The 21,647-nt window shown below is 63.6% G+C and carries 14 protein-coding genes and 2 pseudogenes; 5 read left to right on the top strand and 11 right to left on the bottom strand.

The features are described 5' to 3' along the window. Positions 1-979 precede the first annotated feature (979 nt). The gene (locus JVH1_RS38920; RefSeq protein ID WP_009480618.1) at positions 980-1,648 is read right to left on the bottom strand and encodes a TetR/AcrR family transcriptional regulator; all 669 of its coding nucleotides are present in this window, start codon (positions 1,646-1,648) and stop codon (positions 980-982) included. 395 nt (positions 1,649-2,043) lie between these two features. Here JVH1_RS38920 and JVH1_RS38915 point away from each other — a divergent pair. Together JVH1_RS38915 and JVH1_RS38910 are read left to right on the top strand one after the other, a co-directional pair. Beyond that, a pseudogene (locus JVH1_RS38915) lies at positions 2,044-2,732 on the top strand (AMP-binding protein); the annotation flags it as partial. A gap of 174 nt (positions 2,733-2,906) precedes the next feature. Continuing rightward, a complete protein-coding gene (locus JVH1_RS38910; protein ID WP_237735340.1) occupies positions 2,907-3,239 on the top strand; it encodes a hypothetical protein in 333 nt (110 codons plus the stop codon). Between the two features lie 608 nt (positions 3,240-3,847). On the opposite strand, the gene JVH1_RS38905 is transcribed toward JVH1_RS38910, so the two are convergent. The 3 genes from JVH1_RS38905 to JVH1_RS38895 form a co-directional block, all read right to left on the bottom strand. Further along, the gene (locus JVH1_RS38905; RefSeq protein ID WP_237735339.1) at positions 3,848-4,588 is read right to left on the bottom strand and encodes an enoyl-CoA hydratase/isomerase family protein; all 741 of its coding nucleotides are present in this window, start codon (positions 4,586-4,588) and stop codon (positions 3,848-3,850) included. A gap of 139 nt (positions 4,589-4,727) precedes the next feature. Next, positions 4,728-4,919 (bottom strand): hypothetical protein, encoded by a 192-nt coding sequence (locus JVH1_RS38900; protein WP_009480613.1) that lies wholly within the window; start codon positions 4,917-4,919, stop codon positions 4,728-4,730. Positions 4,920-4,935: 16 nt separating this feature from the next. Next, a complete protein-coding gene (locus JVH1_RS38895; protein WP_192817897.1) occupies positions 4,936-6,549 on the bottom strand; it encodes a 3,4-dihydroxy-2-butanone-4-phosphate synthase in 1,614 nt (537 codons plus the stop codon). A 547-nt stretch (positions 6,550-7,096) separates the two neighbouring features. On the opposite strand from JVH1_RS38895, the gene JVH1_RS38890 reads away from it, so the two are divergent. After that, the gene (locus tag JVH1_RS38890) at positions 7,097-7,864 is read left to right on the top strand and encodes an SDR family NAD(P)-dependent oxidoreductase (RefSeq protein ID WP_371113119.1); all 768 of its coding nucleotides are present in this window, start codon (positions 7,097-7,099) and stop codon (positions 7,862-7,864) included. 831 nt (positions 7,865-8,695) lie between these two features. Here the strand turns inward: JVH1_RS38890 and JVH1_RS38885 are convergent. From JVH1_RS38885 to JVH1_RS38865, 5 genes and pseudogenes are all read right to left on the bottom strand, one after another. Next, entirely contained in the window at positions 8,696-9,901 is a 1,206-nt protein-coding gene (locus JVH1_RS38885; RefSeq protein WP_043782573.1) for an IS4 family transposase, read from the bottom strand. Positions 9,902-10,052: 151 nt separating this feature from the next. Continuing rightward, positions 10,053-10,877, bottom strand: a complete 825-nt coding sequence (locus tag JVH1_RS38880; protein WP_157174095.1) for a DUF2889 domain-containing protein — start codon at positions 10,875-10,877, stop codon at positions 10,053-10,055. 453 nt (positions 10,878-11,330) lie between these two features. After that, a complete protein-coding gene (locus JVH1_RS38875; protein WP_009480203.1) occupies positions 11,331-14,645 on the bottom strand; it encodes a protein kinase in 3,315 nt (1,104 codons plus the stop codon). Between the two features lie 438 nt (positions 14,646-15,083). Next, positions 15,084-15,437 (bottom strand): hypothetical protein, encoded by a 354-nt coding sequence (locus JVH1_RS38870; RefSeq protein WP_009480206.1) that lies wholly within the window; start codon positions 15,435-15,437, stop codon positions 15,084-15,086. Between the two features lie 75 nt (positions 15,438-15,512). Then, a pseudogene (locus tag JVH1_RS38865) lies at positions 15,513-16,966 on the bottom strand (aldehyde dehydrogenase). 539 nt (positions 16,967-17,505) lie between these two features. Between JVH1_RS38865 and JVH1_RS38860 the strand changes: the two are divergent. Together JVH1_RS38860 and JVH1_RS38855 are read left to right on the top strand one after the other, a co-directional pair. Further along, positions 17,506-17,817 (top strand): PaaI family thioesterase, encoded by a 312-nt coding sequence (locus tag JVH1_RS38860; protein WP_202803510.1) that lies wholly within the window; start codon positions 17,506-17,508, stop codon positions 17,815-17,817. A gap of 88 nt (positions 17,818-17,905) precedes the next feature. Beyond that, positions 17,906-18,577, top strand: coding sequence for a TetR/AcrR family transcriptional regulator (locus tag JVH1_RS38855; protein ID WP_237735323.1), 672 nt, complete (start codon positions 17,906-17,908; stop codon positions 18,575-18,577). Here the strand turns inward: JVH1_RS38855 and JVH1_RS38850 are convergent. Next, positions 18,574-19,803 (bottom strand): YbfB/YjiJ family MFS transporter, encoded by a 1,230-nt coding sequence (locus JVH1_RS38850; protein ID WP_192817888.1) that lies wholly within the window; start codon positions 19,801-19,803, stop codon positions 18,574-18,576. The two genes, JVH1_RS38855 and JVH1_RS38850, sit on opposite strands and share 4 nt — an antisense overlap. Then, entirely contained in the window at positions 19,796-21,643 is a 1,848-nt protein-coding gene (locus JVH1_RS38845) for a long-chain fatty acid--CoA ligase (RefSeq protein ID WP_009480214.1), read from the bottom strand. Before JVH1_RS38845 ends, JVH1_RS38850 begins: the two co-directional genes overlap by 8 nt. Positions 21,644-21,647: the final 4 nt, after the last annotated feature.

The following is a 21,647-nucleotide window of genomic DNA, read 5'->3' as shown; positions in this document are numbered from 1 at the left end:
ACACCCGCTTCTGCGTGGCCAATGGCATCCGCCGCATCCGCCGCATCCGCCGCATCCGCCGCATCGGCTTGCCTGGGCCGGGGATGGATGCCGAACACGTGCGACGGGTGTCGTCCGACGGCCTCCAATGCCGCCACTGCGCTGGTCGGCGCCGGGCCGCATCGGATGCGCGTGCCTCGGCTCCCGCGTGCCTTCCGCCACTGGGCCGCACCCGGTCGAGGAGAACAGTGCCGCCGACACTCTCGCTACACACGCCAGCGGCGATCTCGTAGTCCGCGCACCACCGAGGTTTCCGTGCGGTGGGCGGAGCCATCCCTGGTCGCGGTCCGCCGCTCGCGGGTTCGCCGGTGCCGTCACTGCGTAGTTCGGTGTTCGTTGGCCGGCTCATCGTGAGTAGGGCCGGCGAGGTGGTGCAATGCGCGCTCCGCCGGCGAGGCAACCGTGGGAAGGCCCTCGTCCGCGAGGTGGCGAGGAACCCGGAGGAGGGTGATCGCCATCAGATGCGCCTGGCCGCCGATAGTGGGCCTGGGATGTCGTGTTGGGTCGATGCTCCGAGTCCTGCGTTCGAGCCCCGGCGGAGACGGCGAGCGCTGCGGCTTTGCCCATGCGGTCCCGCAACCGCGGTTCAGCGGTACCGTGAGGCTGCGGTAGATCGGCCGGTGCGGTTGGGGTAGCCGACGGCGTTCTGGAAGACGCCGCCCAGGTGGGGGAGGCCCGACCCGCGCCCGTCTTAGACGAGGAGAGGTCGCCACGGCTCGGCCGCTCAATGTCGGCGAATATGCACAGCAGCGTGCCCTTGTCTGCCCCGAACGGGCGAGTTGCATGCTCTCGCCGCAGCGGACCAGGAGGCGACCGGATGTTGTGGGCCCCCCGCCCGCGGAGCACACTCAGATGCAGGGCGGGGCATCTGCTCGACCATTGCAGGATTGGAGCGCAGTCGGATTCGCGTCCAGGTGGTGCTTCCCGTGCGCCGTTCGGCCTACGACTCGGGTTTCAACGCACCCTCGAAAAAGAGACTGCAGAAGGCATCGATGGTCTGTTTGGCATTGACCTTGCGCGGTCCCGGCTTGAGCCACCGATGGGTCCAGTTGATCATCCCAAACAATGCCTTAGCCATCAGCGGCGTGGGGATGTCATCGCGGAAGGTTCCCTCGGCGACAAGCTCGTCGAGCAATTCGGAGACGATCTTCTCGAACCGCCTGGTCATCCGGAGCATGTCTTTAGCCCAGGGCGTCGACTGGAACTCGAGCTTTGCCATGTCTTCCTGGATGTACAGGAAGACATATGGATAGTTGTTCTCGTACGACAGTAGCTGGAGTTCCACCAGTCGACGAAGTTTCTCGGCGGGGGGTAGGTCGAGCGCGAGCACAGCCTCCGCAGCTTTGATGTTCTCGTCGAGGACGCCGCTGACCACATCGTGGAAAAGCGCCTGAAAAAGCTCTTTCTTGCTCGCGAAGTAATAGTAAATCGACGCGCGATCGGTGCCGAACCGTTCCGCGATGTCGTTCAACGTCGCGGCTTCATAGCCCTTCTCCTGGAACACGATGGCGGCATCCTGCAGCAATTCGCGGCGTTTTGCCTGGTAATTGGGGCTACTTTCGTTCTGTGCGCTACGCCGACGCCGACTCATCCCGCTGCTGGTGGTCACTGAGGTTCTGGGCACCTACGGAATGATACGCGTTCCCCGTCCGAACTTCCATCAACGTTGATGTAATCAACTTCAACGTTGACCGTGTGTTCTTGGTCGCATAGCGTCGGTGCAACCAACCGCGTTCCGCTGCTATCGTTCCACACTGATTGCATGAGTGAGGGGCCCATGACGTACGAGGGTGACTGGTGTGAGGTGACGCCCGTCGGAGACCTTCTGGTCCGCGGTGCCCACCGTCATCCTCATCAGGACCTGATCGTCTTCCCTGGAAGCCGCCACACCTACGTCGAGGTCCTCGACCGTGCCATCTGGATTGATGACGCTCTCCCATCGCGGGCAGGGGCGGCGTCTCCGTCACGGCTCGCTCTGCCCGAGGCCCAAGGCTGCGAGGCGTCGTGCTCATCCGGGGTGAGGACGAAGCGGGCTTCATCGGGCGATCGGACTTCGACCGCCTGGCGGTAGGGCAGACTTGCGGCGACGTGGATCGCCAGCGGTTGTGTGTCCGCATTCGGGACACCGCGGCGATCCTCTACACATCCGGCACGACGGCACATCCCAAAGGCTGCATGCTCTCGCATGAGGCGATGACCCGCGGCCCGGTCGACCGTGCCACGAAGCGGCTGACTACCGATGGTCGTCATATCAGCTGGAGCGCTGGACCGCTCTTCCATATCGCCGCGCTCGCACCATTGCTGGGGGCCATTGGGGCAGGTGGCACGTACTTGACCGACACCTACTTCGAGCCCTGGCGGGCACTCGAGCTGATTGCACGCGAACGCCCCACGACAGCCTGGCCTTGGTTCCCTGCCGCGATCCAGGCGTTGATGGATCATCCGTCGTTCGATGCCGGGCACTTCGACTCCTTGCGATACCTGTTTCTGACCGCCCACGCGTACTCATCGAGCAGGTCCAGCGAACGTTTCCCGCCGCCGAGTTGGTCGCTGCCTGCGGGATGACGGAAACCGCAGGCATCTATGCGCTGAGTGAGCGGTCGGAGACCGTCGCCGATCGGTCAGGAGCACAGGGCAAGCCGGCGCCGGCGATCGAAATATGCATCATCGACCCGGAAACCGGGGCCGAGCAGCCCCTTGACGTGCCAGGAGAGATCCTGGTGCGCGGCTACTGTGTCACCGAGGGCTACTACAAGGATCCGGTCAAGACCGCCGAGGCGATCGACGACGGCCGGTGGCTCCACACCGGCGACCTCTACAGCCGCAATGAGGCTGGCTGTCTGGTCTTCTATGGAAGGCTCAAGGACATGCTCAAGGTAGGTGGAGAAAACGTCGCCGCCATCGAGATCGAAGCCTTTCTCTGCGAGCATCCCGCCGTAAAGGTCGCCGCTGTCATCGGACGTCCCGATGAGTGGCTCGACGAGGTTCCAGTGGCATTTGTCGAGAGCCGAGCCGGTCACACCTTCCGGGAGGAGGAGCTGATCGAGTTCTGCCAGGGACGGATCGGCCGTTATAAGATCCCGCGGGCGGTGTACTTTCTCCACTCCCACGAATGGCCGATGTCCGCGACCAAGATCAACAAGCGCCAACTGCAGGTCCGGCTCGCGGAATTGACGAACGACGTGGATGTACCGCAGTGACACCTGCCAACGCAATCCGCGGCCGGTAGCACGTCTGTCGCCGCTGCCGACTACCAGCTCACCACCGATGACATCCTCGCCTTCGCTCTCGTGGCAGAGGTATTTCCCTCGTCGGCAAGGCCGAAGTGGTTGCCGTGCGGTCGTCGGTACGACGATGGATGTTGAGGATCGAGGCGTTGCGGAAGACAGCGCGCTCGGTATCGGTGCGAGACTGGAGTCCACGAGGCTCTGGCAATGGTATCTGGGCTGAGGCCCTACCTTTCGAAGCCAGTAGGCCGCTTCGCCGAATTCTCTTCGAGCGTCAAGGACTTGAGGCCGCTGCATTAGATTCCATTCGTGATTGAATGTGTGACAATCGCGTCGGGTGAGCCCCAATTCGTCACCGGGACAATGGCCACTGTTGATCGTGCGGCACGTCGGTGGCGAACCGCGTGGGTGGGGTGGAGGAGGCGTTTGCGGCGATGGGTACGGATTTTTCCCAGCTCCTCTCGGCCGCGAAGGCCGCCCGCGCCGACCCATACTGTCAGCCATCGAGACGGCCGTGGTTTGCGTGACGGGGCACCGACGATAGACCCGTGGAGGACAGTCGAACAGGCGGCGATCGTCGATCAACGGTCGACGAACGCGGCGACAGCCGCACGTCCATCTGAAGAATCCGCACAGTCGGCGATGGACGTGGCTTCAGCATCGAGGTGGGCACTCAACGAGCTCGTACCAGAACGGCGGAGTAGATCCTTCGATCTTCGCAGGGCACGGCGTGGCCCCGCCGCGAGCATCACGGCGATGCGCTCGGCGTGATCTTTGATGTCATTCTCGGCAACCGACTCCGTGAGCAGTCCAAGTCGCAGCGCCTCTTCGTCCCTGATTGTTCTGTCGGCCAGGAGAATTGATTGTGCGCGTCTTTCACCAACGATCCGTGGAAGCGTCCACGTGAGTCCACCATCGGGTGTGAACGCGAGACCCGGGTATCCCGGCTTGAACTTGGTCGACGGTCCTCCCACAACGATGTCAGTCGCGCACGCGACGCTCATCCCCGCTCCGACCGCCCAGCCTTGGACTGCGGCGATGGTCGGGACATCGGCGTTCATGAGCAGTTCGATGAAGTGGTGGAATTCCATGGCCATGCTCTTGACAAGCGCGCGTGGATCGGACGCCGCGGCGAAGGCATGTACGTCGCCACCCGAACAGAAGTTCGGTCCCGATCCGGTTATGAGAACGGCCCCGATCTCGCACCAGCCCGACTCCGCTGATCGCCGCAGTGCCCGCGCGGCCGCAGAAGTGCGATCGAGGTCGAGCGACGCCCCCTTCCTCGTCGTTGAAATCTCTATGTGGATGACGCCATCACGCACTCGCGGCTCGAGCTTCGTGTGGGACGGCATGTGAGCATGGCCTTTCGGGTTCGTGAGTTGCTGTGCAATCCGCCGGGTCGGATACTCGTCGTCGGACCGCGAGACGGGCACCGTGGTGCTCAGGCGCGAGGTGGTTCTCTCACTTCTGCAGCCGCAGCGCGCACACATTTCGGATCGCTGCGCGGGTCTGGCCACACGTAATAGACCGGTCCGACTCGAGTATGCGTGCCAGCCTGCTGAAGTAGGCCGGCGCTTCCATACCGAACTCCTCGAAGGGGAGTCTGCTGGAGCCGCCACCGAAGCGATGCCAGCGCAGCGCGAATTCCAGCATCAGTCGTTCGAAGCGATCAGTGGTGTCCGCAAGCACGAGAGATCTCCGATTCTTCGCGACAGGTTCTGTACGGGTGCATCTCGTCGGTCGCGTCGCCGTCTTCGGGCGCCGCGGAGAATCGATGTCCCGGTGAGCGACCGGGTTGAGCCAGTACGCGGACTCGTCGAACGTCGTCGTCGAGCGCCGCGATCAACTCTTCTTTCGACGAGAAAGTGGCCTGGGCGCGGATCCAGTGGTCCAGGTGCACGGTGATCTCGAGACCGTACATATCTTCCTGGAAGTCGAGGAGGTGCGCCTCGAGTAGGCGTGGTCCCACACGCCCATAGAACGTCGATCGTCGCCCGATGGACACGGCCGATATCACTGACACTCCGTTGGGGAGTTCACAACGCCCAGCCCACACTCCGTCAACGAGTCCCGAGTTGGTGTCATCCTCGACCACCAGGTTGGCAGTCGGAAAGCCCAGCTCGCGGCCTCGCTGATCACCATGCGTGACCACCCCGCGCACGGAACGGAGCGACGTCGAGGCCGTTCCAGTTGTCGATTCCGACGTGAGCGACGCCGCAGGTTCGCGGGCCGGAACCGCCTCTGCCGCGATCCCGAGATCGCCGAAAGCGACATGGAGGTCCGCCGGTGAGGCGAGAAGGCGGGGCGCCGTGATACCCACTTCGCGGAGGATCTGCGCGATATCGGCATTTCTGCCGACTCGCTTACGGGCACGTTCGTCCGAGGTGAGGGTGAAGAAGTCGGCATTGTCGATGTTCCGCTCAACGATAACTACGCCGCCGCCGTGGCTGGCTATGAACGTGAACATATCCTGCAGGCCTTGGTCGACGGGGGTTGCGTGGGGCGCGAAGTTGATCTCTCGGTGCACATGCACCAGCGGGGCGTCGATGGCGTGCGGTCGTCCGATTCGGTAGGCGACATAATCGGACCCGGTCACATCACTCCGGAACCCGGACGTGCGAAGATCGCCGAAAGGTCCGCCGCGGGTGACCGTGAAGGTGGTACGCACATGCAGTTCAACGGCTCGACGATAGAGAATGAGATCGTCAGCGGTCACCCAGTTCAGTTCGTGGTCCTTGGCGAACTGTCGACACTCGTGTGCGCGCGCATTCTGGGTGGGATCCTTCCTCGAGACCAACACCGCGAATGCACCCACCCGCCGAAGTCCTGCCGCCCGATTGAGATCGGTGACCACTTCGGCAGGGCCCGGATGGGCGAGTACACCATCTTCGCGGGCACACTGCGGAACTACATGGCCGGGGCGGGTGAACTGGCGGGCCGTACTCGCCGGGCTGGCGAGCAATCGAAGAGTCCGCGCTCGATCCGACGCCGAGATTCCGGTACCGACGTTCTCGATTGCGTCGACCGCCACCGTGTACCAGCTACCGGATTGTTTCCGGTCCGTCCCCGCCATGGGCGGGAGGTCGAGGCGGGTGCAGTCACGCCCCGTGACGGCGGCACAGACGAAACCGGAGCTGTGCTGGACGAGGAACGCGACGGAAGCCGACGACGCTGTCTCCGCGGCAAGAAGGAGATAGCCGTCGGGATCACCAGTCGAGCCGGGTACCAGCACGACTGGCCTGCCGGCAGCGAGGTCGGAAAGGCTCTGTTGTACCCGCGTCATCGAACTAGCCATAGCGGTGGATATCCATTCTGTCGCTGCCAGCGGTAGAGGAATCGGAGCATGTGCCACTGCCGAAGCAGTGCGGCCGGGTCCTTCTGTGACTAGGATTGCAAGTTTCCCGTCCGGAGTCAACATCAACGTAGATGTGTGTGTTCGGGGACCTGGTGGGCATCGGAAGGAGCGAGGGGCGCCGTTGACAAGGGGATTCGGCATCGTTAACTTAGCGTAGTCAATATAGACGTTGATGGAGGTGGTGCGGTTGCAGCTGTCGGTGTGCGCCCGTTTGGGGCCTGAGGCCAGCGAGGCCTCAGGACGTCGATGGAGTCGCTCTTCGCGCCGCCGTCGAATCACCGAACGGCGTTGCCGAGGAAATCAGCATCGTGTGGGGGTGGTTCGATGCCCGCGCATCGCTCGAATCAGCTATCTCCCTTGTGGATATCGCTCACCAGATCTACCGCATGAAGGCTATACGCGTGCTTCCGCACCGGCGGCGCGCGCCAGCAGGAGGCGGCCCGTCGCGGTCGCCGCGACGTAAGGAATTCGGACTGTGGAAATTCAGGGAACCGCCGCACTGGTCACCGGAGCGGCCTCGGGCCTCGGCGCCGCCACCGCCAAGCGTCTCGCCGACGCCGGAGCCACCGTGTTCGGACTCGACCTGCAGCAGTCCATCGAGCGCGCCGGCGACAACGTCCCCGACGGCGTGACCCTCCTCGCCACCGACGTCACCAGCGGCGACGAGGTCCAGGCCGCAGTCGAGAAGATCGTCGAATCGGGTCTGCCGCTGCGCATCGTCGTCAACTGTGCCGGCGTCGGCTGGGCCGGGCGCATCCTGTCGAAGAAGGGCCCCCACGACCTCGAACTGTTCCGCACCGTCATCACGGTCAACCTGCTCGGCACGTTCAACGTCATGCGCCTCGCCGCCGACGCCATCGCCAAGACCGACACCGTCGACGAGTCCGGGCAGCGCGGCGTCATCATCAACACCGCATCCGTCGCCGCGTTCGAGGGCCAGATCGGCCAGATCGCGTACTCCGCGTCCAAGGGTGGCGTGCACGGCATGACCGTCCCCGCCGCCCGCGACCTCGCGCAGTTCGGCATCCGCGTCAACACCATCGCCCCCGGCATCATCGACACCCCGATGCTCGCCGGCGTCACCGACGAATACCGCAAGGGCCTCGAAACGGGGGTGCCGTTCCCCTCACGCCTCGGCCAGCCCGCCGAATACGCGCAGCTCGCTCAGATGATTGTCGAACACGACTACCTCAACGGTGAGACCTTTCGTATGGATGGTGCACTTCGCATGGCCGCGAGGTAGGATGACCGATGTTGCCGCGCTGCTGAATTCGATTCCGTTCCGTGCTGCGGTGAGGAGGGGCCGGTCGGTGACGAAGGTTCGTCCTCCGCCGCATTGTGCTTGACGGAGGCGGCGGCAGGAGATCGACTTCTTCGGCAACGATGAACAAGTCGCAGTGAAAGACTCACTCCGACGCGGCCTTCGGCTCGGGCCATATACCCGACTCGTCCACGTTCCTGTCTTCAATGCCATGTCCGTGGCGGACACGGACAACGCGTCGCAACGAAGGCAATCGATGGTGCCTTTGGCCACGCGTGGGAGAAGTCGTGACCGTGTATCCAAAGTTCGGGATTCTCTAGGGCTGCATTGACGGTTCCGGGACCGACATCGGCACTGACGAAGTCGACCGGACTTCGTGGCTCAGCACGTATGGCTGTGCGGCTCGTCCGACACCCTTCGCCGAGAAGATCAAGCACGCGAGGAGGTCGGTGTTCGGTGCGGACAGCTGTGCATGAAGACTCATGACTCGTTCGATGACCCGAACTCTGGGGGCGAATCGATGCGGTTGCTCGCTACCAAAGTCGCTCCCCGTGTCACCATCCCAGGAGGGGCCGAAGTTTCGGCCTAAGTTGCGCCCGTCTAGCCCCAATACCGTTCAGTTAGTGAACGAGGATGGTGCATTTCGGCGGTTGGGTGGGTTGTGGATGGTGTTGGTGGTGTGCGCGTTTGGCGGCCCATTTGAGGACTTTGCGTTTGACGACGCGGGGGTTGGCGCGGGGTCGGCGTGCTGGGTTGATGCGGCGCAGGATTTTGGCGATGCCCTGATTCCACAATCGGGTGGCGGCGTGGTGGTTATGAGGGGGAAAAAGAGCTGTGGGACAGGGATCGTCGGGTGATCCGCAGGGCGGCGACGAAGGACATCCGATCCGGGTCGTGACCGCCGGCGGTCACGGCGTCGCGCATCAGCGTGCGGATGGCGTAGTGGCAGCACAGGTGCCCCCAGATTTCCTGCTGAACCAGCGGTGGGGATTTCGACCGCAGCACGGCGCGTGGTCCGCGTTGGTGGGTCTTGAGTTCGTCGAAGGTGTTCTCGATTTCCCAGCGTTGGGCGTAGGCGAGGGCGAGATCTTCCGCGGGTGCGTCGGAGGGGTCGAGGATGGTGGTCAGCAGTCGGTACTGTTCGGGGGTTTCCCGCCCGTCGTCGAGGGTGTAGTCGATCACGCGCACCGTCAGTGGTGTGCGCTGCTGCCGATTCTTCCCGGAGGTGGGGATGATCTGTGCCAGCCAGGATCCGTCGTCGAGGGTCTCGAGGTGGCGGGGTGAGAGCGTCGATTTGACCCTCCACAGCAGATCGGCGCCGGTGGCGGCGGCCCGGGTCCACATGTCGAATCCGTACAGGCCGCGGTCGGCGAGCAGCAGCATTCCCGGTTCGAGGGTGTCGAACAGATCGTGCGTCAACTCCCGCTCGGAGGTGCGGCACGGTCCGATCGCGGCGTCGAAGACCGCGTGGGTGCCGCATTCGGCGAGGGCCACCAATCGTGCCTGCGGGAACGCGGACTTCTCGCCGCGACTCGATCCGGGCCGGCCGAAATGCTCGGCGTTGGCCGGGGTGTCGGGCAGGTCGAGGCAGGTCCCGTCGAGGGCCACCAACCGGCGCCCCGCGAGCCAGGATCCGGGTGTATCCGCGTCGGCGAGCGGTCGTGCGACACGGCGGAACAGCTCCCGCACCGGTTCGTGCCCCAGCCGGGACCGGGCCTGGAAGATCGCCGATTTCGTCGGCGACGACCAGGACTGCGACCATCCCGACGACCACGACAAACCGTCGGTGAGCTGCTCGAAGACCTCCTCATAGGAGCCTTGCGAATTCAATGCCATCCCGATCGAGAAATACGCCGTCACGCGAGCGGTCAACGACCTACTGCGCTGCTCGGTCCGACCGCATTCCGCGATCACCTCATCAACCAAGGACGCGGGAAACACCCTGGTCAACAACCCCACCGACACCACATCCGACAACCGCCGATCCGAGACCGGCTTCACCCATCCACTCCGAGGCACACCTCATCGTAACGCAACCCGCACTAACTGAACGGTATTGCGTCTAGCCCGGTGCACGCATACCCTCGGCAGAGGACTTCCCGCGTCACGTGGAACAAACTAGGTAACGCGCGATGGGCTATTGCTGGAAGTTGGGTGTGATGAGAACACGTCAGAGAGGATGTGGAAGATGCCGTCCGAGGTGTGGAACATCGCCTAGCGTGCGAATCAAGTCATTGAGGTGGGTGCACGAGGACACGCCGGAAAGGGTTGTCGGCACGGCACGGCGCACGTTGGATACCGACATACCAACAATCCTTTGCGTCGAGTCCGCTGCTTTCGGGCACTCGCGATAGGGGAGGACTCTCGGGGTACTCTCGATCGCGGAAATTTCCTGAGTGGGCATATCGATCTGTGCAGCCAGGTCGTATTCGTGAATGACGGTCTCGTGTCCGTCGCTGTCCACGTGGCTGTCTCGGAACATCGCCTCGGCGAGAAACGCACCGTTGGTGTGAATCAGGTCGAGTTGACGTAGCCGGCGTACTGCATGGCGCTCCAGTTCTGGAAGACTATGCCAACCGGATGGATCGAACGCGTCGAGCGCTGGTGCCGGCGGGCCCGTCCGTATCGGTATTGTGCCCGATTTCATCAACGCAAGATCGACTGTGCCGCCTGGTCGCCACCCCATGCATACGCCTATGCGATCCGGGTTCGGCTGTTTCCCGAACGGGGTGCCCTCAACCGCGGTGGAATAGCCGGCAACCATCACAACAACCGGAAGATCATCGAGAAGTTGTGCGGCGAGCGAGCCAGATTCGGCGTAGTGACCGGGGGCGATCGCTTTCCGGAAACCGCGCCTGAGCGATGTCCCTGTCAAGCTGCGGAGCGCCGCCGAAACCGGTGTGTGGACCGAATCGATGACACCGTCGTGTTTTCCGGCGGTCAACACAAAGTTGATCTCATCGTTGGTCGCAGCACCAGCTTGGCTGGTGAGCATATCTTGGCCCCGGCAGGTGATCTGTAACCGATTGCGCGAGTCGTGAAGGTGGAGGACGTCGATGCTCGTCGTACGCCGTATCGAATCAGGTTGACGGTTCGGGCTCTGTGAGCGCGGGACACCGCCGGACGCAAGCCCTGTGGGTAACACGATCGCTCCTCTCGCTGTCACCATGCCTGGGGTGCAGCTCGATCATCGGATAGTCATATACACGGAAGTGGTCGTTCGAGTGGCAGCCGACGAGAGGTGACGATGCGATGTTTTGCTGCCGCTCCGAAGAGCGATCCCGCCCTGCGGATGTCCCCTGCAGTCAAGAGGACCACATCCAGTGCACCGGAGTCAACAGTGGCGTAGATTAGAGGTTCGGTCGGCGGGATACCTGGCCACCCACATCTACGACGACGAACGCGGGTCCGCCAGAGTCGACTGGTGGAAATGTCCAGATGGTTGGTCTCAGTCCTGCTTCGGCTGAGCGTGCTCGGCTACCCAGGCCGCGATCTGGGCTCGTGAGGTGAACCCGAGTTTGGTGAGGATATGTTCCACGTGGCCCTGCGCGGTGCGTTGGGATATTACGAGTTGGGTGGCGATGGCCTTGTTGGTCAGGCCCTGGGCGACCAGGTCAGCGACCTGCCGCTCACGCTTCGTCAGGTTCGGTGTTTGATCAGCGCGCTGCGTCATAGGTGGTGTGTGCTCGCCCAAGGCGTAGGCAACGGCTTCCTCGAAGCTCAGGGCCGCACCCTTCCGCTGTGCCGCCGTTATCGCTTGTGCGCCGAGCGCCTGGTGGATTTGCCGTTCGCTGTGCTCATGATGAGGGAGCAGGGTATCGAAGAGCACCGAGGAACTCCCGACGGACCGGCCCAGTGCCTCAGCCGCGGCCAAGAGTACGGCCGCACGTTGTGGGTGGCCCTCGTCGGCAGCGATCCATGCTTGCGTCTCCAGGGCCACGGCCGCAGTGAGCGGCTCGTCCAACAGCCGGGTCAGCCGTAGGCATTGCTTCAGTAACTGACCCGCTCGACCGCGATCGCCTTGCTGGAAGATCGCCACCCCCATGGCCCATAGTGAGTACGATCGAAACACTGATTCGCCGTGGGCTTCGGTGGTGTCCAGCACTCGCTCATGGCAGGCGATGGCACGGGGAGCGTCACCCTGCAATTCGTAGGCCAGCCCGAGCATCAAAAGAATCCACACCTGGTCTGACAGGTTCCTGCGTGCGCCGAACACCTCGAGTGCTTCCTCCAACCGGGCACAGGCGCGGGGTATATCGCCGCTGTAGAGGGCCAGCAGTCCATCGGCGTGGGCAATGCGCGCGTGGACCACGGGGTCGGCCAGCTGCTCGTCCAGGGCCTGCGCCTCCTCAACCAGGAGGCTGCCCGCCGTAAGGTCGCCCTGTACGTCCGCCAGCACGCTGTCGGCGTACAGCGCTTCGATTCGTGCCGTGGTCGACAGCCCGGCCCCGTGGGCGAGGGCTCGGTCGAGCCAATGCCGCCCCTCGCTGAGCAGGCCGCGGGAGAGCCAGAACTGGAACAGGGCGGCGGCAATCCGCAGCCCTGCGGTGGCGTCGCCACCGGGCCCGGAGGACAGGCACAATTTCATCGCCTCGCGCAGGTTCGGTAGTTCCCGCTCGAGGCGTGCGATCCACTCCCGCTGACGGGGGCTGATCCACTCGGCCGCCGCTTGTAATGCCAAGTGCTGGTACCAATCTCGGTGGCGCCGGCGCAATACGGGGTGCTCCCCGGACTGCTCGGACTTCTCCCGGCCGTAGTCTCGCAGCGTCTCGAGCATCCGGAACCGCACCACCGCCCCCGCGTCCTCTCGGATCAGGATCGACTTGTCGACGAGCGAGGTCACTACATCGAGCAGATCTCCTTCCGCCAGGTCCGTGGCGCAAATTTCCTCGGCCGCGTCCAATTCGAAGCTGCCTGCGAACACAGATAGGCGGGCCCACAGCTGCTGTTCCTGTGGCGTGCACAGGTCGTGACTCCAGTCGATGGACAGTCGCAGCGTCTGCTGCCGCGTTGGTGCTCCGCGATTGCCGCGTGTGAGTAGCGTGTACCGGTCGGTGAGCCGCTCAAGGATCTGCTCGGGCGCCATCGCCCGCAATCGCGCCGCAGCCAACTCGATCGACAGGGGCAGACCGTCGAGTTGTCGGCAGATCAGGGACACGGCGCCGCGGTTGGCCTCGGTGAGTTCGAATCCCGGTACCGCGGCGCAAGCCCGGTCCACGAACAACGTCACCGCGTCGTACGTAGGAAGCCCGCGCAGGGTCGGCGTCCGCTCAGGGTCGGGGACCGTCAGCGGCGGCACGCGCAGCACCGCCTCGCCGCCAACGGCGAGGGCTTCGCGGCTGGTGGTCAGGACACGCAGCTCTGGGCAGGTGTGCAGCAGCTGCTCGGTCAGCGCGGCGATTGCATCCACTACGTGCTCGCAGTTGTCCAGTACGAGCAGCAGGTGCTGCGGAGCGAGGAAGTCCGCCACGACGTCGTCGAGTCGGCGCGCGGACCGATCCCGCACGCCGAGCGCGGTCGCCACCATCCCCACGACCAGCGACCCATCTTGCAACTCGCCGAGCTCGACCCACCGCACCCCGTCAGCAAAACCTTTCCGGACATCGGCGGCCACCCTCAGGGCGAGACGTGTTTTGCCGACACCACCTATTCCGGTCAACGTCACCAGGCGAGACGTCGCCAGCATCTTCTTCGCCTCGGTCAGCTCCTTTCGGCGACCAACGAAACTGGTAAGCCCGAGGGGCGGGTCTCCCACCGAGGCTCGGACCGCGGTCATCGAAGATATGCGCCGAGGCGGCGTGGTGTCCGCAGGATGCGGACGGGCACTCGCTGGGTCCCCATCGCGGCGTGTGGTGCCGGCGTCGCCGGGCAGTGCCATCTCGTCGACCGGAAACCCATGGTCGCGTTGGATCCGGCGCAGTTGGTCACCGAATCCCGCGGCGGAGGCGGGCCGGTCCTGCGGGTCTGCGGCCATTGCACGTTCGATGACCTCGCTGACCTCGTCCGGGATGCCCTGCTCGCGTAGGTCCGGGACCGGCTGGGTGGTAATACGCAGGAACTGGGCTACTACCTGCTCACCGCTGCGGCGCTCGAACGCCGCATGCCCTGTGATGGCACAGAACACGGTGGCGCCGAGACTGTAGACGTCCGAGGAGGGGCTGGGGGGTTCGCCGCTGAGAACCTCGGGCGCGGTGAAGGCCGGCGAGCCGGTTACCGTTCCGGTGGCGGTCCGGAAGCCGCCGGAAACGTGGGCAATGCCGAAGTCGGTCAGCGCCGGCTCGTCGTAATCCGTAAGCAAGATGTTTGCTGGTTTTACGTCCCGGTGCAGGATGCCCACCCGGTGCGCGGACTCCACCGCCGCCGCGATCTTTATCCCCACCCGGAGTGCGTCTTCCAGCGGCAGCGGGCCACCACGGCGAATCCGTGCATCGAGGGAGTCCTGTGGGTGATATGGCATCACGATGTAGGGACGGCCGGTGCCGGTGACACCGACATGTAGGGCCGTAACAATGTTCGGGTGACCGGTCAGGCGGCCCATCGCCCGCTGTTCCCGGAAGAATCGGGCCTGGTTCTCGTCGTCCAGATCGGCCTCGAGGATCTTGACTGCCACGGTGCGGTCCAGTGATGGCTGCAAGCAGCGGTAGACCACACCGAAGCCGCCGCGTCCGATTTCGTGCGCATCCTCGAACCCGGCCGCACTCAGCTCCTCCGCGACCGCGAGAGTCACTGCTTTCTGAGTCTCGAAGGGATCCTCAGCGGCCATAAGAGAGTCCTCTCACCGTCTCCCGACAGCGTCGAGAACAGAACCTGAGCGGTATGGCCGCCGAGGACGCAAACATGCCGATCACCTCAGAAGGTTGTGCTTTTCAGGATATCGATTCTTGTCGGCGGCGACGGACTTCTCGCACGGAAGGTCGCGGATACCCGGTCGGTCTGGGCGCGTCAACCAGCGTCAAGATGCATTGGCGTGGGCGATGGCGCGATGGTGAGCGGCGCAACCGGTTCTAGTGCGCACGGACGCCGCGGTATCCAGAATCACCCCTTTGCGACACGCCGGCAGGGTGGTGGCAAGAACCGTCGAGTTCGGCGACTCAAGTCCAACGACTTCCCGGATTCCGTAGCGGCGAATTCGTTGGCCGAGGAGCTCGTCGCCGGGGGAATCGCGGCCCTCAAAGTTGGAGGGTGAGCGGGTGTATGGGGACTAGAACGCCCATGGGCTGTGAGCAAGTTCTCCGCGGGCAAGCAACATCCAGTAGTTGCCGTGCGGCTGATCCGCTTCTGCGAATACACGCAGCGTCACTCGACAGTCGTCGGGTCCAAATTGAGAGCTCGATCTCAAGGTGTAGAAGGATTCACCGGGCCAAGTCCGCAGCGGTACTCGGCTGCCGTCCGAGCACTCCAGCGAAACTTCACTGTTCGGACCGGTCTGGTGTGCGTTTTTTGCTACCGGATGCTCCACGATGCCAACAGGTCTGGTCGGCGTGTAGATGTGCTCACCGAACTGGACGAGCAGGATGCCACTGAAGAACTTGCGGCTCTCTGGCTTCTCGTTCATTTGTCCTCGCCGAAGTGGAGGCTGTCTGAGGCGTCGCCTGCCCCGCGAGATCGGCGCGGGGCGGGCGACGATAGATCACAGCCGAATCTGGACGTTCTTGACCGTGGTGTATTCGAGGATTCCGGCGATGCCGCCGAGGCGGCCGAGTCCGCTTTGCTTGACACCGCCGAATGGTGCGTTGGCGGCGGCAGGTGCAACGCCGCCGTTGATTCCCACGTTGCCGGTTTCGAGCGCAGCGGCAACGCGCAGGGCTCTGCCGAGATCGCTGGTGTGTATGTAGCCGGCCAAGCCGTACTGTGAGGCGTTCGCCATCTCGATGGCCTGGTCCTCGTCCTCGAATCGAAGCGCGGACAGCACTGGGCCGAAGACTTCGTCCTGGGCGAGCTCACTGGAGTTGTCGACATCGCCGAACAATGTGGGAGCGATCATGTAACCGGGAAGGTCCAGGCGCGTACCGCCGGTCAGGAGCTCGCCCCCTGCTGTTGCGCGCGGTCGACCATGCCGAGGATCCGCTCGACGGCCCGGGCGTTGATAACTGGACCCATGCCGGTGTTCGGGTCGATTGCGTCCCCGACCTTCAGTCCCTGCATCAAACCGGTCAGGGTTTCCACATACTGGTCGTAGATGTCGGTGTGCACGATGAACCGTGATGCCAAGGTGCAGGCCTGTCCATTGGTGACCAGAAGCCATCCCAGCGCCTCCTGGGCTGCCTTGGTGACATCCGCGTCGGAGAACACCAGGTCGGCGGACTTCCCGCCGAGTTCGAGGACGCAACGTTTGCCCATTTCGGCGCACTTGGTGGCGATGGTGCGGGAGGTCGCTGTGCCGCCGGTGAAACTGATCATGTCTACCCCGGGATGTCCCACGAGGGCCTGCCCCGCCTCGGCGCCCCCAGGTAGCACCGACACGACGCCGGGCGGAAGTCCGGCTTCCTGACAGAGCTTGCCGAAGAGGCTGGCGCTGAAGGGCGCGAGTTCCGAGGGTTTGATGATGACGCAGCAGCCAGCGGCGAGTGGAGGCAGCGCGCACATACCGAGTGAACCCACCGGACCGTTCCACGGAATGATGACGCCCACCACTCCGACCGGTTCGACGAGCGTGTAATCGAAGATCTCGCCCGGAGTGCTGGGGACGACCTCACCGGATAGTTTGTCCGCTGCGCTAGCCGCGTAGTCGGTCCAGTTCAGTGAGTTCTCGACCAGAACGCCCGCCATCGAGATCGGGATTCCACTCTCGAGCGCCTGGACGGTGTGCAGCTCGTCAGCATGCGACCGCATGAGGTCGGCCAACCTGGTCAGGGCTCGACGACGCTCGACCGGATCCCACTTGCGCCATGTGCGGAAGGCTTCGCGCGCCGCGGCCACCGCTTCGTCGACGTCGGCTACGCCTGCCATCGGCACCGAGGCCTGTGGCAGGCCGGTGGATGGATTGATGTGCTCGAACTCGCCGCCGGTCGATTTCTGCCGGAATCTTCCTCCGATGAGGAGCTCTGCCGACAGCAGATCGGAGTGTTCGACGGTAGCGGTCATGTGAAGGACACCTTTCGATGAGAGATAGGAATTCGGGCCAGCGAGAGGCCGTGCGTCATGGGCACCGGCAGGCTGGTCGATCGCGACATCGGGCTTCAGTTGGAAACGTATGTGACACGCGTCATGATGTCAACAGGTATGTTGATGTGCCGACTGTGGGCGTCAACCATTATGTTGACGTAGAGGATGAGTGGCCATAACGTTGCCCAAAAGGTTTCGAGAGGAGCTTCCACCACATGCCTGAAGTGCACATTCCGGCCCATCCCTGGTGGCCCTCTGGCATGAGGCCAGATCGAGGCGGGCAGCAATACGCAGCACTGGTCGAAAGTCTTCGTGAGCTGGTCGACACAGTCGCCGGGATCGAGGCGACACATTCGGAGCTCGTCCGAGCAACGGTGGCCGTGAGCGCGATCTCGGCCGAGTTGCGCGATCACGTAGTACCGGGTGATCACCAGATCGCAGGAACACGGCTCGATCTTCCCGGGCGAGGTCATCCCGGGGTGGTTCCCTACATACCCACCTCCTGGAACGTGGACCGCATGACCGCACGAGTTCGATTCGGGCGTGCGTACCTGGGGGACCGAGCCGCCGTCCACGGCGGAGCATTGTCGTTACTTTTCGACGAAATTCTGGGGCGCTTCGCCAATCATGGTCGGGAAGGCGCTCGAACCGCACGATTGCAGGTCGATTACCGTCAGGTCGTTCCACTCGATCGGGATCTCGACGTGGAAGCATGGGTATCCGACCAGCGGGGCCGGAAGCTGACGATCGCGGGCCGGCTCGCCAATGGTGGGCACACTCTCGCTGAGGCGGAGGCGCTCTTCGTCGTCTTGCACAAGGGGCAGCCGTGAGCTCGGTGAGGGTTGGGAACGTTGTGACGTGGGGAGCCCTGGTCGGCGGGTTCCGCGGGGGTCGTAAGGTGGCTTCTCGAGGTTCACGGTGTTGGTGGAGGGGTATGTGATGGCTGACCAGCCCAGCGGTATCGGTGTTCGGCGCCGCAACGCCCGCGAGGAGTCGTCGGAAGTGTACGACGAGCGTCGCGAGCAGTTGTTGCTTGCGGCCGCGAAGGTGTTTCGTGCGAAAGGGTTTCATGCCACGAGTGTGTCCGATATCGCCGCCGAATTCGGCAGTGACCGGGCATCGCTCTACTACTACGTGAGCAGCAAGAAAGAACTGTTCGAGATGGTGGTCGAGCAGGCGGTCCTCGGGAATGTGCAGATGGCCGAGCAGATTCGTGACGGTGCGGGGGAGCCGGCAGCGAAGCTGCGCGAGATCATGATCGGGTTGATGCGCTCGTACGACGCGAACTATCCGCAGCTCTTCGTGTTCTTGCAGGAGGACACCGATCGGTTGGCGGGCAAGGATGAGGCCTGGCGTGAGCGTATGCAGGAGTGGAGTCGGCGGTATTTCCAGGCTGTACGGGATGTGATCGAGTCCGGGATAGATTCCGGCGTGTTCGCCTCGCAGTTGCCGCTGGCGGTGATCGCTCAGGGTGTGGTGGGCATGGTGAGCTGGTCGCATCGCTGGTACCAACCCGGCAGTGGTCTTCCGGCCGAGCAGATCGGCGCCGGCTTCGCCGACATGCTGCTCGACGGGCTGACCGCCCACTAAGCAGACGTACCCTTCACAAGGCTGCGTTCACGAACGGTGAGGGTCACCGTGTACACAAGCAGGGGAATAGCGCCGGCGACCATCACCGCGCCGCCACCGACGAATGCAGCAAAGGGATTGTGTGTCAGGTCGACCACCCAGCCTGCGCTGTGCGGTCCGAGGATCTGACCGATCCCCACGGGAATGAACATCAACCCGAAGGCCGCCGTCATCGCGGGCGGCGATAGCCGGTCGTGCAGGTCTGCGGAAATCACTGCCGCGGTGCCAGACATGCACATCCCTACGATAATCGCTGCCATAGTCACCCAGGGCTCCGCGGACGTCGTTACGAGAAACATCGCCAACCCTGACAACACGAATTCGCCAGCCAGCGTGGGCAGCCGACCGATCGACCGAGAGAGCCGTTCGGACACGATGCCACCGGCGATCATCGCCACTCCGATGGCGGCGTACGAAGCACTTGCGTGGCCGGGTTGCCAGTGCCCGCTATCGCGTAACGCCGCGACGAAGAAGGTCAGACAGGTCACGATCCCGAGACTGAATGATGCGAAACCGACGACGGTCCATGCCCAACGACTATCGGGCCGCCACCGGACGGTGTCCTTCACACTGTCGCGGGAGGTTTCCACTCGCGGCAGCCAGCGTAGTCCGGCAAGCAGGGTGCCCACCGCGAGCACGGTCTCGATACCCCACGCGATCCGCCAATCACCCATCATGCTCAGGAGCGCTGGGATGGCACTTCCCGCTGCGATGCCGACACCCATGCTGCTGGCAACGATGCCGATGGCCCGGCCGGGATTTCGGGGCCAGATCGCCGTAGCCAGGCCCGGTGCCGACATCCAGACCAGCGCTCCTCCCGCACCGGTCAGAAAGAGTCCGGCCCCGGCGACGGCCATGGCGGGGCTGAGCGTTAGAGATGCCAATCCGGATGCAGTACAGAGCATTCCGTACTTGATCAGCGTGTTGGGCGCTAGCCGCCTGCTCGCGCCGATGCTGACCAATGCGCCGATCAAATATCCGATCATGTGGACGGTGGCGAGCATGCCACCGTCCCCGTACGAATGGACGATGTCCTCGCGCATCGCTGGGAGCAGCGGTCCGAAGGAAAACCGAGCGAGTCCTTGAGCGATTGTCGTCGACAAAGCCAGTACCAGGAGGGCAACTGCTGAAATACAGCTCACCGGCGGCGGCGTGAGGATTACGTTGGCATCACCCTCGTCAGTCAATTGCGGCCACTCGGGAGCGAAGGGTCTGGACAGATCCTTCGCCGTCGCGGCCGACATAGACGTCGAACGACACTTCCGTGTCGGGTGAGCTGTACATGGCGTCGATGAGCGATCGATACCGTTCCAGCACCGTGGTTCGGCGCAGCTTCATGCTGCGTGTCAGTTCACCGTGCTCGGCGCTGAGATGTTTGGGCAAAACGGCAAATACACCGATGTCGAGAGGTTGATCGCTGTTGCTCGCCGCAAGCTCCTTCCTCGTCAGAGCAATGACGCGCGGGTCAGTGGCGAGTTCGGCGTAGTCGAGTCCACCATTCCCGCCGTCGAATAGGTGGTCGCGGATACTCTGTTCGTTGATCTCGATGAGTGCGCCGATCCGGGAATCGTCGCCGTGCCCCGGAACGAGAAGGACATTGCTGATGAAAGGGCTTCGACACGCGCTGATTTCCAGCGGCTGCGGTGCGAACAGCGTCCCGTTGGGAAGAAATTTGATGTTTCCGACTCGGTCGACAACGCGCAGAACGCGGCCGTCCCAGGTGCCGGCGTCTCCGCTGCGTAGCCATCCGTCGGACGTAAGTGAGAGCTGGTGAGCGTTGCCCCAGTATCCGGCGCACCGCACACCACCGCGAATCAAAATCTCGCCAGTGTCGTCGACTCGAACCTCGATCGGTTCATCACCGTACGGCGAGGGCAGTGGTGCACCGACGCTGTCGAGGTCGGTGCCCCCTTGGGTTCCGGTGATGATACCGGTTTCCGAGAAGCCGTAGACGCTGCGAATGCCCACTCCGATTTGGCGGAAGAAGTCGAAGACCTCGGAACTGAGAGAGCCGCCCGCACTGATGCCGGACTTGACGTTGTGCAGACCGAGCTCATGTCGGATTTCGGCGCTGCGGGCTTGGAGCTCATTGGGCCGTTCGAGGAGTGCGGTCGGGATCTTGGCTCGTAGGGCTTCCCACTGCCGGGGCCCGAGGAATCGGAATTGCGCTGCGGCAGAGACAAAGTCCTCGTCGATCGACGCAGGCGAGCGGGCGAAGGCGACATTCAGTGGTAGCGCAGCGGTGAGGGCCATGCCGCAGTACTGCTCTACGGAGAATGCTGCCGGCAAGGAGCTCAAATAGCTGTCACACGGCTGTGCACCATAGAGCAGGGCATAGCGCGCTGCGATGTCGAGCATGTACCGGTGTGTCCCCATCACCCCTTTGGGGGTGCCGGTGGTGCCGGACGTGAGGATGATACAGGCAACGTCGTCGAGGCCGGTCGCGTCGATTCGACGCTTGAGTTCTGCGGACGCATGAGATAGATAACGGCGACCGCGGGAGCGGAGCTCGGTGAACGCCAGAACTTTGTCGTCGTCGGGTGCGGTCTGTGTGCCCCATTGGACGATCGTCTCGATGCCGAGTACCTCTGCGGCGTCGAGGAGTTCGCGGGTCAAAGCCGCCGTGCCGCTGAATGCCACCTTCGCGCCATACCCGGTCAACGTCGTCGTCATCTCGCCGGCGGTCATGGTCTCAAAGAGCGGGAAGGCGATGCCGCCGAGCGATTGAATCGCATATTCGCTGATGAAGTACTCGGGACTGTTGGGCCCGATGACAAATGCAGGGAGTCGGTCGGCGTGTCCGAGGTCGAGTAGTCCGGCTGCGGTTTCGAGCATGACGCGTTCGACCTCGCTCCAGGTCCACGGACTCCACCCATCCAGTTCGGGAGTCCGAAATGCGGTGGAGGCCCCCAGGTGGGTGGCGTTGCGCCGGATGAACTGGGGAATGGTGGCCGAATCCATCGATGCGTCGACGCTGAACCGTGTGGCGGCAGGGCTCGCGGACTCGACTTCGGGGGTGGTAAGCATGGTT

The sequence above is a fragment of the Rhodococcus sp. JVH1 genome, assembly GCF_000280725.2.
GTDB lineage: Bacteria > Actinomycetota > Actinomycetes > Mycobacteriales > Mycobacteriaceae > Rhodococcus_F > Rhodococcus_F jostii_A.
Note: the sequence above shows the minus strand (reverse complement) of the source record. Positions and strands in the feature narration are given on the sequence as shown.